Source organism: Pacificimonas flava (assembly GCF_000342165.1).
In the GTDB taxonomy this organism is placed as follows: Bacteria; Pseudomonadota; Alphaproteobacteria; order Sphingomonadales; family Sphingomonadaceae; genus Pacificimonas; species Pacificimonas flava.
Genome location: NZ_AMRV01000012.1, coordinates 34,141 through 48,182, shown reverse-complemented (window position 1 = coordinate 48,182; position 14,042 = coordinate 34,141). Strand labels below are relative to the sequence as shown.

The 14,042-nt window shown below is 58.6% G+C and carries 11 protein-coding genes; 6 read left to right on the top strand and 5 right to left on the bottom strand.

The window, feature by feature from the left end:
- Positions 1 to 7: 7 nt before the first annotated feature.
- Genes C725_RS13245 through C725_RS13235 form a run of 3 tightly spaced genes read left to right on the top strand, consistent with a single transcriptional unit; the run spans position 8 to position 5,323 of the window.
- A complete protein-coding gene (locus C725_RS13245; protein ID WP_200858613.1) occupies positions 8 to 2,758 on the top strand; it encodes a DNA methyltransferase in 2,751 nt (916 codons plus the stop codon).
- 4 nt (positions 2,759 to 2,762) lie between these two features.
- On the top strand, positions 2,763 to 4,721 hold the full coding sequence (pglZ, locus tag C725_RS13240) for a BREX-3 system phosphatase PglZ (protein ID WP_008603683.1): 1,959 nt from the start codon (positions 2,763 to 2,765) through the stop codon (positions 4,719 to 4,721).
- Entirely contained in the window at positions 4,718 to 5,323 is a 606-nt protein-coding gene (locus tag C725_RS13235) for a hypothetical protein (RefSeq protein ID WP_008603682.1), read from the top strand. Before pglZ ends, C725_RS13235 begins: the two co-directional genes overlap by 4 nt.
- A 10-nt stretch (positions 5,324 to 5,333) precedes the next feature.
- Here the strand turns inward: C725_RS13235 and C725_RS16445 are convergent, their stop codons facing one another.
- From C725_RS16445 to C725_RS13225, 3 genes are read right to left on the bottom strand one after another with little or no spacing between them, the layout of a single operon-like run.
- The gene (locus C725_RS16445) at positions 5,334 to 5,477 is read right to left on the bottom strand and encodes a hypothetical protein (RefSeq protein ID WP_008603681.1); all 144 of its coding nucleotides are present in this window, start codon (positions 5,475 to 5,477) and stop codon (positions 5,334 to 5,336) included.
- Entirely contained in the window at positions 5,470 to 5,868 is a 399-nt protein-coding gene (locus tag C725_RS13230) for a hypothetical protein (protein WP_038283360.1), read from the bottom strand. Before C725_RS13230 ends, C725_RS16445 begins: the two co-directional genes overlap by 8 nt.
- Positions 5,865 to 6,176, bottom strand: a complete 312-nt coding sequence (locus C725_RS13225; protein WP_008603679.1) for a hypothetical protein — start codon at positions 6,174 to 6,176, stop codon at positions 5,865 to 5,867. The genes C725_RS13230 and C725_RS13225 overlap by 4 nt, the downstream gene beginning before the upstream one ends.
- A 193-nt stretch (positions 6,177 to 6,369) precedes the next feature.
- Here C725_RS13225 and C725_RS13220 point away from each other — a divergent pair, with 193 nt between their 5' ends.
- Positions 6,370 to 6,960, top strand: a complete 591-nt coding sequence (locus C725_RS13220) for a hypothetical protein (protein ID WP_038283358.1) — start codon at positions 6,370 to 6,372, stop codon at positions 6,958 to 6,960.
- Here the strand turns inward: C725_RS13220 and C725_RS13215 are convergent.
- A complete protein-coding gene (locus C725_RS13215) occupies positions 6,957 to 7,394 on the bottom strand; it encodes a hypothetical protein (RefSeq protein WP_038283356.1) in 438 nt (145 codons plus the stop codon). The genes C725_RS13220 and C725_RS13215 overlap by 4 nt on opposite strands.
- Before the next feature lie 92 nt (positions 7,395 to 7,486).
- Here C725_RS13215 and C725_RS13210 point away from each other — a divergent pair, with 92 nt between their 5' ends.
- Together C725_RS13210 and C725_RS13205 are read left to right on the top strand one after the other, a co-directional pair.
- The gene (locus C725_RS13210; RefSeq protein ID WP_008603676.1) at positions 7,487 to 9,694 is read left to right on the top strand and encodes a DUF3320 domain-containing protein; all 2,208 of its coding nucleotides are present in this window, start codon (positions 7,487 to 7,489) and stop codon (positions 9,692 to 9,694) included.
- Positions 9,695 to 9,776: 82 nt separating this feature from the next.
- On the top strand, positions 9,777 to 10,382 hold the full coding sequence (locus C725_RS13205) for a BRCT domain-containing protein (RefSeq protein WP_008603675.1): 606 nt from the start codon (positions 9,777 to 9,779) through the stop codon (positions 10,380 to 10,382).
- A 114-nt stretch (positions 10,383 to 10,496) separates the two neighbouring features.
- On the opposite strand, the gene C725_RS13200 is transcribed toward C725_RS13205, so the two are convergent.
- On the bottom strand, positions 10,497 to 14,039 hold the full coding sequence (locus tag C725_RS13200; protein ID WP_008603674.1) for an ATP-binding protein: 3,543 nt from the start codon (positions 14,037 to 14,039) through the stop codon (positions 10,497 to 10,499).
- Positions 14,040 to 14,042: the final 3 nt, after the last annotated feature.

The window sequence follows — 14,042 nt, the reverse complement described above, 5'->3', positions numbered from 1 at the left end:
ATCACGAATGGATCTCGCCAAGGCGAAATCGGAAAAGGTGACCTGCCTGGGCCACGAGTTCGAAAACGACGAAGCGCGACGAGAGCACTTCACTCAGCGTCTGAGGGAGCATCTGGCGGACCCGTCATTCCGATCGACGCCTGGTTTCCCTCAAGGTAGCGACGAAGACATCATCAAGATGTCCGATCCGCCATACTACACAGCATGCCCGAATCCGTTCATCGCGGAGATCGTGGCGGAGCATGGAAAACCATACGACGGTTCTGTCGATATGGTCGAACCATTCGCGGCAGATGTCAGCGAAGGCAAGAACCACCCCATCTACAACCTCCATAGCTATCACACGAAAGTGCCTCACAAGGCCATAATGCGGTATATCCTGCATTATACGAAGCCAGGGGAACTCGTGTTCGATGGCTTCTGCGGAACAGGTATGACTGGCGTTGCTGCACAGCTCTGTGGCGATACCACGGCAGTAAGGGAGCTCGGTTACAAGGTCAGCACCGATGGCGAAGTCCTTCGCCCAGACGGGGAAGGCGGTTGGGAGGTGTTCTCTCAGCTCGGCGCCCGAAGAGCCATATTGAACGATCTTTCCCCATATGCTGCGTTCATAGCCTCCCAATACAATTCGTTCGATCCCGACGATTATCAAGAGAATGAGATAATCGATCGCTTTTCGCAATTTATCGAAGAGATGCACCCGTCCTATTTGACCGCAGGTCCAAACGGAATGAGCGACCCTACCACATTCAGCTATGTGATATGGTCTGAAGTATTTTCATGTCCAAGCTGCCAGTTCGAAGATTCGCTCTTCGGATTTTCAGTAAGCGATGGCGATATGAAGGATAAATTCGACTGCCCCAACTGTAAATCCACCCTAAAAAAGGGCGATCTCGAGAGGGTTTGGGAAACAGTCCTTGACCTTGATGGCACGACTACGCTCAAGGAGGCAAAAACCAAGCCGGTCGAAATCGTCGCCAGCCTAAATGGCAAGACGAAACGCTATCCTGCCACGCAGTACGACCTCGATGCATCGCAGCCTAAGAGAAACAGCGTGGAAATTCCCGATGCGGAATTCCCGCACGGGCGCCAGACCCGAAAAGTGCGTAATGGATCTGGAATTAGCAAGGTCCACCAGATGTTCACCCCGCGTGCTTTAACATTCGTTGGAGATGCTTGGTCAGCATGTCTCAGTGAAAGCGGGACGAGAGCAGGACGCAAGGCTCTCTTTCTGCTGTCGAGCGCAATCACGCTTCTATCGCGTCGCGAGCGCTATCGCGATGGCACCGGGAAAGGTGCTCAGTCTGGCACCCTCTATGTCCCCTCCCTTCAAGTGGAAAAGTTTCCTGAAGACGTTCTCGATCGAAAGCAGCGCCAATTCTCGCGAGCCCTTTTCAATAGCAGCGAAGAGCTTTCGACTGTCAACGTAGGATCGCACACGAACCTTGCGACGATTCCCGATAATTGCATGGATTACATATTCACCGACCCTCCGTTCGGTGAATCCCTTCAATATGGAGAGCTGAACTTTTTCCACGAAGCTTGGTTCAGGGTTGGAACGAGCATACCCGACGATTGTGTAATGAATTATGTCCATGAAAAAGATCTAGATTTTTATGGAGAGACTATTCGCAAAAGCTTCAACGAAGCCTATCGCATTCTAAAGCCAGGCAGGTGGATAACCGTCGAGTTTAGTAATACTCAGGCTAGCGTATGGAATGCCATTCAAGTTGCAATGCAGCAGTCTGGCTTTATCATTGCCAATGTTGCCGCTCTGGACAAAAAGCAGCGCAGCTTCAATTCTGTGACCACTACGACATCTGTTAAGCAGGACTTGGTCATATCAGCCTACAAGCCTAACGGTGGCTTGGAAGACCGATTCCTACAGGGACAATCAGTCGATGATACCGTGTGGGATTTTGCGCGAACCCACCTTAAGAAGTTGCCAGTCTCCAAGATCAGAAACGGTGTGGTCGAGAATGTGCCAGAGCGCGATGCGCGGCGCATCTTCGATCGGATGGTCGCATGGTTCGTGCGGCACAACACGCCTGTCCCGCTGTCGAGTGCCGAATTCCAAGCTGGACTGGCGGAACGCTTCCCCGAACGTGACGAAATGTTCTTCCTTCCGAGCCAAGTCGACGAGTACGACAAGAAACGTCTGCAGGCAGGAAGCCCGCCGCAGCGCGAATTGTTCGTCGACGACGAGCGGACGGCGATCGACTGGGTCGCGGAACACCTCAAGAGTAAGCCGTCGACCTACCAAGAGCTCCATCCCGAATTCACCCAGCGCATCGGGGCCGGCTGGCGCAAGCACGAGGAGAAGCCCGAACTTTCGCAGATCCTCGAAGAGAACTTCCTCAACTACGATGGAACGGGACCTGTCCCAGCCCAGATCCATCGTTATCTCTCTTCGAACTGGAAGGAGCTGCGCAACCTCGAAAAGGACGCGCCGGCACTCGTCGCCAAGGCAAGGAACCGTTGGTATGTGCCCGACCCCAACAAGCAGGCCGACGTCGAGAAGAGGAGGGAAAAGGCTCTCCTCAAGGAATTCGAGACGTATAGGGCGCACCGTGGACGCAAGCTGAAGGAAGTCAGGCTCGAGGTCCTGCGTGCCGGGTTCAAGGCGGCATGGACCGAACGCGACTACCAGACCATCGTCGACGTGGCGAACAAGATCCCCGAGGACGCCTGGCAGGAGGACGAACGCCTTCTGATGTATCACAGCATGGCCGAGACACGGCTCGAGGCCGCAGGCTGAGAGGGTGAAGGACTGGGTCGATCACGTCGCAGGGGGCTTCCAGGCGGAGTTCGCCAAGCTGTGGGCGGTCAGCGACCCCGACGACGTACTCTTCGGCGATACGGTGTCGCGCACCTTGGTGGAGCGCGGCATCGATGTCGTCGAATATGCCGAACCGATAGCCTTCCGTCTGCTCTACGAAAGGGACCTGCGGGAAAATACGGAAGCGGCTCCGACCATCATACACGTCCGGGGGGATGCCCGACAGGAACTCCCATGGGACGTGTTGCAGTCCTCCCGTCACGTCGATCTCCGGTTGGCCGAGATCTTCGACCAGTTCGATCCGACTATCTTGAGGGCCATAGGCGGCGCCAGACTGCCTGACCTGTGGCGCGTGGCACAGCGTCAGGTCGTCCCCGCCCGGATGGGTTCCGGGGCAACTGCCGACTTCATCCTCGCGAGCATTTTCAGGATCACGCCAGCCCTGCTCGACAAGAGCGAGGACTTCTGGGTGACCGCTCTCGCCCTGTTTTACGCCGACGTTGAATTGCCTGCCATCCTCGCCGGTCGGGTGGTCGAACTTGCCGAACTGCCGGAGGGCATGACGGATCAGGATGCATTCAATATGCTGACCGACCGATCCGCGCTCCTGGATCGCCTCCAGGTCGATTGGCGGCAGTTCGCAATCGCGCTCGTCAATTCCGATCGCCCAGCGGGGGCGTTGGTGCCATTCGGCGCTCCGCGGATCAGGGTGATGTTCGACAGCTTGGTGCTGGACGGTGCCATCAAGCCCATCGATGTCCCCGAGATTCCAAAGAAGCTGCCATCATGGGCCAAGATCGGCCTGCAGCACGATATGGCGGCCAAGGCTGATCTGATATGCAAGCAGATTGATCGCCTGAAGCAGGACATCCCCCAAGCCGACGCCAACTACAGGGACTGGCTGCGATACGGCGAGCGTCTCGCAGAATTGACATACGAGGTGAGGAATTACCCTAAGGAAATCCATCACGAGACGGTGGTGTCGGCACTCGAGGACCTGCGGCGGCAGATCGACCCCGTGTTCTTCGATTGGCTCGGCACGAACTTCGACAGCCTCTCGTTGAACAGCTGCTCCTCCCATCCTTCGCTCGTCCATCAGGTCGCGCCGCACATGGCGATGGCGCGCACGGACGTCGATCAGCGACAGGCTTTGCTCGTCGTCGACGGGCTGGCGCTCGAGCAGTGGCATCAGCTCGAACAGGACCTGCGTGACCGGCAGCTCATCGGCTCGATCGATGCGCGCTCCTGCTTCGCATGGATCCCGACCGTCACCAGCGTCTCGCGACAGTCAATCTTCGCAGGGAACCCGCCCAAGGCATTCGCAAACTCGATCAGCGGAACCAATGCGGAGAAGTCGCTGTGGGGAAGGTTCTGGGCAGCCAACGACATCCCCGACGCCAAGGTTGTCTATATGAAAGGACTGGGCGGCGAGGGTTCGACGAGCGAACTCGAACATCTGCTCGACAGATATGAGCCGCTCGTTGCCGGCCTGGTCATCGACACCGTCGACGAGCTCATGCACGGCGAGATCTTCGGCAAGAAGAGCTTGACCGAACGGATCGCCCATTGGCTGGAAATGGGCCAATGGGCCAATACCATCGAAATCCTGCTGACCCGCGGGTTCGACATCTACGTCACGGCGGATCATGGAAATGTCGAAGCAGTCGGCGTCGGTCGTCCCGCCGAAGGAGTCAGGGCGGAGAGCCGTGGCGAACGGATGCGCATCTATGACAGTCCGCAGCTGCTTAACGACGGCCTCGCAAAAATCCCAGGGGCTCGAGTGCTCGCGCCACGGGCGCTACCCGACAACTATCACCCCTTGTTCGCGGACTACGGGCAGGGGTTTTTCCCTGCAGGGCATTCACAGGTCGTGCACGGTGGGACCGACATCGAAGAGGTGATCGTCCCGTTCGTGAAAATCACGAGAAAGGAAAAGAAGTGAACGTCAAGCCCCCGATGATCGGCATCGACCGTTATATCGATGCCGAATGGATGCGCCTCGCATCCGCAGTCGTGCGCGGCGAAGTCGCAAGGGACGTGATACAGGAACGGCTCGAGATCGACGTTCCTTCACCTACGGTGCGGAGCAAGACCAACGGCATACTCAATCGTATGTGGTTCCCCCAATATCGCGATCGTCATGCGATCGTGGATGGCTGTGCGGTCGAAACGGGAAAGGATCCGTCCAGCGAGCCAGCCATGTTTCTCGCTGTCGGCATCATGGCCTACCCGTATATCCGTCAGGTCGCCGAACACCTCGGAAGGCTCATCCGGATCCAAGGCTCCTGCAAGCCGGGAGAAGTGCACAGACGCATGTTCGAGCTCCATGGCAAGCGCACGACCATCGATCAGGCGACAAGCTATGCCTTCAAGACGCTCGGCTCCTGGGGCATCATCACACGGGAAGAAGACGATCGCTTCAAATCGCTGGCCAATCCCCTCGACCAAGCCAGCCAGTTCCTGCTCAACAGGGCTTCCAACATTTCGCGCAACAGCGTGACTGCGATGACCGACAATGATCCGCTGAGGGTGTTCTTCCGGTAGCGGACCGGATTCAGGCCAACGCATCGGACAGCCACCGAATGGACGTCCAGCCAAGCGAGACGTATGCACCAAGGACCATCGCGCCTGCCGCGAGCGCCTCGAACCAGAACCAAGGCCCTGTCGACTCGTCCGGTTCATTATCCCAGTCACGCATTGCCGCTCCAGTCTGGCTCAACAACTATTGCCGGAGGCTTCTCAAACTCGATGCCAAGCAAACCCGCGTCATCGAAGCCCACGGCACCCGGACCGGCTATGGTGATGCGCGAGCCGTTCTGATGCGTTCCCGTCACGACGATCTGCATGTCGACACCACTCCAGTAGTCGGGTGGCGCCGCTCCCGAAGTCCGGATGGTGCAGCCATAGCATAGACGCGAAGGCGTCGGGCGCCCCTTCTCGTCGTCGGTCAGAACTTCGAAGCGGCCTTCCTGCACCGTCAGGGTAAGATCGTGCCTCACCAGGACCTGCCCGCTAGGCTGAATACCGGTCAGCTGGGCATCCGCGACCTCAAAGCTCGTTACATGCGCTGCCCACGGGTCGTCACTCATGCGCCGCCAGGAACCACATGGGCCACGAACGCGCCGGTCCCTTCGTCGAATTCATCCAGCTTCCACCAGACTCCCTCCTGCGGATGACAGGACGCGATGTCCCGAGGGTCCGCTTCCTTATCGACTGCACGGGCGATGACAGCACGGAACCGGCCATCAAGGTGATCGCGGCAATGTGCGAGGTGACGGATCCGTTCTCCATGGCCCGGGCGCGTCCTCCATTCGGCGTCGAGCTCGGAATCGTCATGATAGACCAGCTTGCCATCCCGGCCCTTGACCGCATCCTGCCACAGCACGAGGGCGACCACGGATCCGTCCTCCGAGATCGCCGACCAACTCCACCTTGTGTTAGTCAGCCTAGTCCCGAAATGCTCGAAAGCCTCGGTCTTCGTCCATCTGCGCGGCATCGTTATCTCCAAAAAATGCGTCACGTATTCAGTGTGTTTGGGAAGCCCGACAGTCCATCCTAAAATGAGAAAATCAATCACTCGGAGTGGACTGGTGCTCATAATCACGCTTGTTATCGCCCTAATTCTTGCGTGGCCTACTTTCGGACTTTCTATCGTAGGGTGGATAATTTTCGCCTTATTCAGCACACGGTCGCAGGCCGCTAATTTAGCGAGTGTCGACGGACGTATCGACTATCTCAAGAACAGGTATTTCGCTGGCGAAAATCAACATCTGCTTATGCTCAAGCTTGCTCAGGATGAAGATGAGGGTGACCCATTGACGGTACTGGATTCCAGCGAGTTGGGAATGTTAGGAAATATCTTCCTGCGCCACCTTGCCAACAACCCCGACCTCTTCGAACAGTTCGAGTTCATTATCCAGCGGTACGAGAAGCTGAAATCATTTCCTACAATTCCGCAATACGGCTCTGCAGTCCATGCGATTGATTATGAGCTCGAGCAGTCGAATGATGTCGGCGGAGCGCTTGCTATGCTTGTGTATTCTTCCCTACTCGTTTTATGCCAAAACAACCCGCATCACACCATTCTCAGCAAGATGGATAAGCGAGATTTTCAAGACCATATTGGTGTAGTCCGCATGATGATCGATAATGACAGAGATATGGGTGTTTCGCTATTTTAAGTTGTTAAAAGGGACCACACCAGCAGCCCCTTTTCGCCCTTATCCGACTTCACCAGCCTTCGATCTCGCATGTTCCTCAAGGCAGCTCCGACGCGCTTCTGGATCGTCTTCACCAGCTTCTTGTCGGACTGGTTCAGCTCGCGCTCTTCCATCAAGCGTAGCGTGATAGTCAGGCCATCCAGCGGCACCGACGATTTCCTCAGCATCGTCAAGATAGACCGGGTCACCTGCCCCTTGAACGCATGATGGCGTGGAGGCATCGGCTTCGTCTTGATTTCGTCCAGCTCTGCATCGGGATCGAAAAGAAGGATAGTGCAATCGACGTGGTCGAGGTCGATCAGGGCCTGGCGAAGTTGGTCCTGGAGTGCATCAACACGACCGGCGATCTCGCCTCGCTTGCTCTTCAAGGCCGATACGGCGTTGGGACTCTGCATGCTCCCATTGAAGCATCAATCTAGCAGAGAATCACGGGGTTCATTGGTCCCCTCTGCGCTAAAATGCTGACAAGATCCGCGCCTTCGGCGAGATGACCGAAGAGGTGCAGAAGCTCACCGCTGCGATCATCCGTGCGAGGCTATGCACCCATTTGCCCGATCCGGCGCAGGTCGCCCGTGCTTCGGGCTACGGCGTACTTAAGCACGAACTCGCCAAGCAGCGCGCGCACAAGCCGGTCCGTCGCCTGGCGGAAGAGATGGGGAAGGATTTCAGTGCGCTGGCACCGTGCATGCTGATGAGCCCGCTCTCGATCGCACAATACTTGCCGCCCGATCAGGACCTTTTCGATATCGTTATATTCGACGAGGCGAGCCAGATCACACCGTGGGATGCCGTCGGCTCCATCGGGCGCGGACGGCAATTGGTGCTCGCGGGCGACCAGAAGCAGATGCCGCCCACGAATTTCTTCAGTCGTGGTTCGGCGACTGTGGACGAGGATGCGATGGTCGATCTGGAGAGCATTCTCGATGAGTGCGTTTCCGCCTCAATCCCGCGCCGTAGCCTGGATTGGCATTATCGCAGCCGCCACGACTCCCTGATCGCGTTCTCCAACTCGCGCTATTATGACGGCAAACTGGTCACCTTTCCCGCGCCGGAAACGCGCGAGACGGCAGTAGAATGGCATCGCGTCGATGGCGTTTATGCCAAGGGCACGGAGCAGACCAACGCGATCGAGGCCAAAGCCATTGTCGCCGAGGCACGCCGGCGGCTAGCGGGCCAGGTGCCAAGTGAAACCTCTCTCGGCATCGTCACGCTCAACAGCAAGCAACAGGAGCTGATAGAGGATTTGCTAGAGCAGGCGCGCAAGGGTGATAGCGCCTTCGACGCGCATTTTTCTGACGATCTGGAAGAGCCTGTTTTCGTCAAGAATCTCGAAACCGTGCAGGGGGACGAGCGCGACACGATCATCCTCGGCATCACGTTCGGACCTGTCGAGGCAGGGGCACGCAAGATGTCAATGAACTTTGGGCCATTGAACAAGGACGGCGGTTGGCGCCGCCTCAATGTCGCCATCACTCGCGCGCGGAAGGCGATGCTGCTGTTCACCTCATTCGATGCCGGCATGATCGACCTGTCGAAAACCGCGTCGCAGGCAGTGCGTGACCTCAAGCACTATATCGAATTCGCTGACCGTGGCCCCCGTGCTCTGGCCGAAACGCACTCGGACAGCGTAGGTGTGACCGAGTCCCCGTTCGAGGATGCGGTCAAGGCGTTGCTGGAGCAGCGCGGCTGGTCTGTCCGGCCACAGATCGGCGTGTCCGGCTACCGAATCGATCTTGGCGTGGTAGACCCCGACAATTCGGGCGATTTTCTCGCCGGAATCGAATGCGATGGCGCCATGTATCACAGCGCGCAGACCGCCCGCGATCGCGACAAGGTGCGCCAAGCTGTGCTCGAAGGACTGGGCTGGACGATCATCCGCATCTGGTCGACCGACTTCTGGATCGACGCGAAAGGCGCTATGGAGAGAGTAGATGCGCGGCTCAACCAACTGTTGGAGGAGGCCCGCGAACGACGAGCATCAGCCGACGCTGAGGAGGAAAGCGATGCGCCGGCGGGTGACGACGAGGAGGATTTTGGTGGGGACATCAGCGCGCAGGCAAAGGATTCCTCTGCGCAAGATTTCGCAGATGACCCCGAAGACGAGGAACTGCCCCAGCCTTCGATGGAGCCTGCCCCTGAGGTCGAGCCGGTGCTCTTCAAGGCCCGCCCGCCCGATGCGCCTCGGGCGCGCGGTGTGCTCTACCGCAATACCGATTTCTCTGCAGTCGCGGACCGCATTGATGCGGACCAGTTCTATGACCCGGCCTATTACGACATCTTGTCCGAGATGGTTCGTATTGCCGTCGAAACCGAGTCACCCATTCGTGACGATCAGCTGGCCACCGTCGTAGCTCGCGCCCATGGTTTCGCTCGCACGGGCCGCCTAATCCGCGAGCGCGTCAACGAGATGGTCGAACATTCCTTCGTAACGATTCAGGACCAAGAGGGACACGCTTTCGTCTGGCGGGATGAGAGCCATCCCGAGCGTCTGTCCGAATATCGAGTACCGCGGAACGACGCCGCCGAACGTTCAATAGACCAGATCTCCTTGCAAGAACTCATGCTCGCAGCAGAGGCGGTCGAAGATGCAGAAGATCGCGCGGTAGCCGTGGCACGCACGTTCGCTATTTCGCGCCTGCGCCGCGATGCTAGGCGCCGCGTCGAGATGGCGCTTGAGGAACTCGCAAGGCGGTGACATCATCGTTAAATTCGACTGTTTCCTATACGTTAGTGCGATGCAAACGTCATTTGCTTTACATCGAAGACGGAGGCACTTCATGGACGAGCAGACATTAAACCGGTTGAACACCGACAGATTGCAATCCCGGCAGGTCGACGAGCTGGTCGGCTTAGCCCGAGGTCTCATTGCCGACGGTTCGATAAATCAGGCTGAAGTCGAGTTTCTCGAGAAATGGTTGGTGGCAAATCTCTCGGTCAGTCAGCAGCCACTCATCGCGACGCTCTACGATCGTGTCGGCACCATTTTATCTGATGGTGTCGCCGATCCAGAGGAATGCGACGATCTATTCGCTGCGCTGAGCGCGTTCACTGCGGGCGATGCCGTTTTGGGCGAAGCACCCAAGTCCGCGTCGCTCCCCCTTTGTCAGCCCGCGCCGCCAGTCAGATTTGAAGGAATGGCGTTTTGTTTCACTGGCACCTTCAGCTTCGGACAACGGAAGCATTGTGAGGAAGCGGTAGCATCAAGGGGCGGAACGGGTGGCAGCCTTACGAAGGCGACCAACTATCTGGTGATCGGCGCCTACGCCACGGAGTCGTGGAAGCATTCTTCATTCGGCAACAAAATCATCAAAGCGGCCGAGATGCGAAGCACCGGCATACCGATTTCGATCATCGCTGAAGAACACTGGGCAAGTCGTCTCTGACATTCGCCGATCTGCTGGTTCAGCAATGTCGCCGACCAGGTTAGAGCCACGGCCCCTAGAAATGACAAAGCCGGGGGTCCTTGCGGATGGTCGCTTCTGCAACAGCTGGCACGGCTATGCTGCAGCCGCCGTGTGATCCGAAAGTCTCACCACGTTTAGGCCACTGTCAAGATTGGCCCGCGCGAGTTCAACCAGATGCTGATGGTGGGTGAAAAAAAGCACCTGCGTTTTCCGGCTCAGTTCAGCAAGCAATGTAAATCCCGCTGCAGCGCGCTCGTCATCGAAGTTGATGAACAGATCGTCGGCGACGAAAGGAAGCGCGTCAGCGCGTTCCAAATAATCCTCTATCGCCGCAATGCGCAGCGCCAGATAGAGTTGATCGGCCGTTCCGGTGCTCATGCGGGAAACCGGCACGGCGGTGTCGCCGCCCCGGACGCCGGTCAGGTGCGCCGCGTCCTGTTCATCAAATGCCACCTGCAGGCCGGCAAACGAGCCACCGGTCATGATCTTGAACAGCTCGCCCGCGCGTTTGAGCAACGGCGTCTGTTTCTCGCGCCGGTAGCGGTCGATCGCCCACTGGAGAAGCACGGCCGAGGTCCGCACGCGCACATATCGCGCCGCAATCTCCTCCATATCGGCAAGAGCCTCCTGCCTGCTTGCAGCGGCCTGGGCCGCCTCATCGCCCCCGCCTATCGCCTGGAACGCGTCGCGTGCCTGCGATCGCACTTCGGCCGCCTGAGTCTGCTGATCCTGCAGATCATCGAACTCGGCTTGCAGCGAAGCCTCGCGCGCCGCGATCTCATCCATCGAGACGCCCTCGCATTCTTCCGCTAGTTCCTCGATCGACTTTCCATCGCCATCCTCCAGCAGTTTTTCGACGAGGTCCTGCAATTCGCGCTCATGCGCCCGTTTTCGGTCCGACTGCCCGATTGCTTTATTCAGCGCCTCGACGGTTTCGACACCGGCCGCCCTTTCAAGATGGGAGATTGAAGCGGCCAGTTCACGGCGCTCATCATCCAGATCATCGATCTGCGAGGTGAACCTCTCGATATCTGAAATCTTCTTGCTGCGCAGGTCGCGCTTGCGCTCAGCTGCATCGAGCCTGGCTTCCAGGGCGAGAATCGCATCTTCGGCTGCCTGACCTGAGAGGTCGCCAGCCACATCTTGAAGCAGTTTCGCGACGACCTGCTCGAAATCGGCAACATCCCGAGTGATCTTTTCGATGCGATCGTACCGAAGCGAACTGATCTTGTCCGCTGCTCCCCGCATATTGTCGATGATGTCAAGCTGCGTGCCGACGGCTTCCGCGGCGGTATTTTCAGCCAAGCCAAGCTCCTTGAGCGCCGCCATCCAGCTTTCCTGCCATTTTTCGAGCGCATCTTCGGCGTTCTTCAGATCACGTCCGCGCTTTCCGGCAAGCTTGGTGGCGGCGGCAAGCTCGTCTTCGACTTGCGATTTTTTCTGCGCCGCCGCCTCCTGCGCCCGCTGCGCCTGATCTGCACGCTGGAGAATAAGGCTGAGGCTTTCCTCCTTCAGATCGTTTGCGTCTATTCCAAGCGCGGTCAATTCGGCGAGCAGTCTTTCCCTTGCTTCGCCGACCCGGCTGCGCAGGTCGTCCAGATCGTCTTTCTGCTGCTCGCGATGCTGAATGGCCTCCAGCACGTCTTCGCAGGCAGGCAACCATTCCAGCATTGCCTCGGCCGACAGCGGCTCAAACGGGGCAGCCTTCCACATCAACCTCCACTCTGCGCCAAGCGCCTCGCCTTCTTCGACGAGCGCGGATTCGTTCGCCTGCGCCTGTTGAAGCAGGATTTCCTGCTCGCCGATCTTGCGCCTGATTTCCGCAAGCCGGCCGGCCGCTTCCGCGTGCTCAAAGCGCCGGTCGGCAAGATCATCGGCTCTGCCGAGGGCTGGCTCAAAAGCGCCGGGCAGGTCGTCCAGCTCGTCGGCAAAGGTTTTCTCCTGATCATCAGGAACCGGTCCGCCCTCGATGTGCCTGAGCTTCACCAGATGCCAAAGTGAGTCCCGGCGGCTACGCGCGTGCTGCAATTCTTCAGGAGTGACAAGCTGCTCGTCCCTCACGGTCCGATCAAACGCGGCAGTTGCGCGCTCCATTTCCTGCCGGGTCGATGACACCGACTGCTGCGCGTCACGCAAGCGCCGCTTCTGATCCTGTTCGCGGTCCCGGTAGACCTGAACATCGGCGCGCGCCGGAACGGCTAGCGCAGCCAGCGCGTCCTCATCGGCTCCGCCCGGTTTGAGGGCGTTGAGACGCCGTTCCACGAGCGCCGCCGCTTCCCGGAATGTCTTTTCTGCTGCCCGCGCCCCGCCTGCGAGATCGCCCTGTTCGCGCACCGTTTTGAGGACCAGGGCAAGCTTCGAGGTATCCGCCGGATCGGCAGCTTCATCCAGCCGGCCTTTCGCCTCGTCCGCCGCTTCCTGCGCTTCCCTCAGCAATTGCGCGTGGCTGATGAGCCCGGCGTCAATCTCGCCTCTTTTCGCGAGCAGCGAACGCACCACGCCGACACCGGTACGGGACGGAATGCGATCGATCAGCGCCGCGGATTCCGTCTCCGTCCACCCGAGCTCTTTTGCGTCGGCGCGCAGCTTTTCCTCGGCGGCAGTCAACTCCGCCTGCCGCTTGGGCAGGTCCGCCTTTTCTCCGCGAATTTCAATGCGCCGCTCGTGCAGCTGGCGAACGTCTTCGCCCCGCTGCACAAGGGTTTCGTCAAATGCCAAGCCGTCCAGCTCTTGAGCCGCGCGATCCAACTGCTCCCGAAGCGTTGCACGTCGGGCTTCCGACTTACTGTCGCTGCTCTGGGCATTTGCAACGGTCTGTGCCGCATCTTCGGGGAGCAATACGACGTGGCTCAGGTCCGAGAGCATGCAGTCAAGCTCCTGCTTCCGGCGCACGTCGCGAAAGACACGGCGAATGCGACTCAGGCGGTTGCGTTCGGCCGTAGCGTCCCTGATCTTTTCACCGATCGCAGCGCAGGCTTCCTCGGTATCATCGAAAGCCCTTTTGAGCTCTCGCCATTTGGTCGCTGTCAAAGTTTGATCACGCAGAGCCTTCTGGGCCTCGCTCAGCTTATCGTCGGCGATATAGAATTTGCGGTGTTTCGCCCGGCGCGCGCTCCATAGATCGTCTGCTTCGGCGGAAAGCTCCTTCAGCCTCTCCCGCAGCCCCGCTATGCCGGCGCCTGCGGAAAAGAGCATCTGCCCGACATCATCCTTGGCCTCGAGAATTTCGCGCCCCCCCGTTTCGAGGCGGATATGATCGAGGCTGAACATGCGCTCGAAGAACGGGCGGTCTCCGCCGGCGAGATAAGGGGCGAGGACACCATCGCCGCCGGGAAGCGGTGAACCTTCCGGCCCAAGCAGCGTATCCTTATTCCCTTTGCGGCGAACTACCTCTAGCGAACCATGTCCGTTTTCAAGCACGCCGCCGACCCTCATGCTCGCGTAGTCGTGCAGGAAATTATAGGGTGAGCGGGAGTCTATGCCGAACAGCAGGTCTTCGATTGCAGTAAGCGCGGTCGACTTGCCGGCTTCATTCGGTCCAAATATGATATGGAAGTCCGACTCTCCGGCTGGCAGGTTAAAAGACCTGTCGCTGAAATGCCCGTAACGGATCAGATCAAGCCGCCCCAGCCGCATAGC

What these genes read in the sequence shown, in the direction of transcription:
- C725_RS13210 (WP_008603676.1), top strand. Translation starts at nt 7,487, where the DNA reads ATGACCGAAGAGGTGCAGAAGCTCACCGCTGCGATCATCCGTGCGAGG.
- C725_RS16445 (WP_008603681.1), bottom strand. Translation starts at nt 5,477, where the DNA reads ATGCGTGACTGGGATAATGAACCGGACGAGTCGACAGGGCCTTGGTTC.
- C725_RS13230 (WP_038283360.1), bottom strand. Translation starts at nt 5,868, where the DNA reads ATGAGTGACGACCCGTGGGCAGCGCATGTAACGAGCTTTGAGGTCGCG.
- C725_RS13215 (WP_038283356.1), bottom strand. Translation starts at nt 7,394, where the DNA reads ATGCAGAGTCCCAACGCCGTATCGGCCTTGAAGAGCAAGCGAGGCGAG.
- C725_RS13200 (WP_008603674.1), bottom strand. Translation starts at nt 14,039, where the DNA reads ATGCGGCTGGGGCGGCTTGATCTGATCCGTTACGGGCATTTCAGCGAC.
- C725_RS13205 (WP_008603675.1), top strand. Translation starts at nt 9,777, where the DNA reads ATGGACGAGCAGACATTAAACCGGTTGAACACCGACAGATTGCAATCC.
- C725_RS13245 (WP_200858613.1), top strand. Translation starts at nt 8, where the DNA reads ATGGATCTCGCCAAGGCGAAATCGGAAAAGGTGACCTGCCTGGGCCAC.